General features: G+C 66.3%; 1 protein-coding gene. It reads left to right on the plus strand.

Annotated features, from left to right (window positions below):
• Position 1: 1 nt before the first annotated feature.
• A partial coding sequence (locus ACFQ4E_RS20580; RefSeq protein ID WP_386806406.1) for an S-(hydroxymethyl)glutathione dehydrogenase/class III alcohol dehydrogenase occupies positions 2-1,071 on the plus strand: 1,070 nt, incomplete at its 3' end.

The raw sequence follows: 1,071 nt of genomic DNA on the forward strand, positions 1-1,071 counted from the left end.
CATGAAAACCCGTGCAGCCGTGGCCCTTGAGGCCGGCAAGCCGCTTGAGGTTATGGAGGTCAATCTCGACGGTCCGAAGGCCGGCGAGGTGTTGGTGGAGATCAAGGCCACGGGCCTGTGCCACACCGACGAGTTCACCCGCTCGGGCGACGATCCCGAGGGCATCTTCCCGGCGATCCTCGGGCATGAGGGCGCGGGCGTGGTGCTCGAAGTGGGCGAGGGCGTGACCAGCCTCGAGCCCGGCGATCACGTGATCCCGCTCTACACGCCCGAATGCCGCGAGTGCGAATACTGCCTCTCGGGCAAGACCAACCTCTGCCAGAAGATCCGCGCGACCCAGGGCAAGGGGCTCCTGCCCGACGGCACCACGCGCTTCTCGATGCTCGATGGCACGCCGATCCACCATTACATGGGCTGCTCGACCTTCGCCAACCACACGGTTGTCCCCGAGATCGCGCTGGCCAAGGTCCGCAAGGACGCGCCCTTCGACAAGATCTGCTATATCGGCTGCGGCGTCACCACCGGCATCGGCGCGGTGATCAACACCGCCAAGGCCGAGATCGGCTGCCGCGGCGTGGTCTTCGGGCTGGGCGGCATCGGTCTCAACGTGATCCAGGGCCTGCGGCTCGCGGGCGCGGACCAGATCGTCGGCGTCGACCTGAACGACGACAAGGAAGAGATGGCGCGCCGCTTCGGCATGACCGATTTCGTCAACCCCAAGAAAGTTGAGGGCGACATGGTCGCGCATCTGGTCGAGCTGACCGGAGGCGGGGCGGACTACTCGTTCGACGCAACCGGCAACGTCGGCGTGATGCGCACCGCGCTCGAATGCGCGCATAAGGGCTGGGGTCAGTCGATCATCATCGGCGTGGCGCCCGCGGGGGCCGAGATCTCCACGCGGCCGTTCCAGCTGGTGACGGGTCGGGTCTGGAAGGGCACCGCCTTCGGCGGCGCCAAGGGCCGGACCGATGTGCCGAAGATCGTCGACTGGTACATGCAGGGCAAGATCGAGATCGACCCGATGATCACCCACACCCTGAGCCTCGACGAGATCAACCACGGCTTCGACCT

It is taken from the genome of Litorisediminicola beolgyonensis, assembly GCF_042679605.1.
Taxonomy (GTDB): Bacteria; Pseudomonadota; Alphaproteobacteria; order Rhodobacterales; family Rhodobacteraceae; genus Litorisediminicola; species Litorisediminicola beolgyonensis.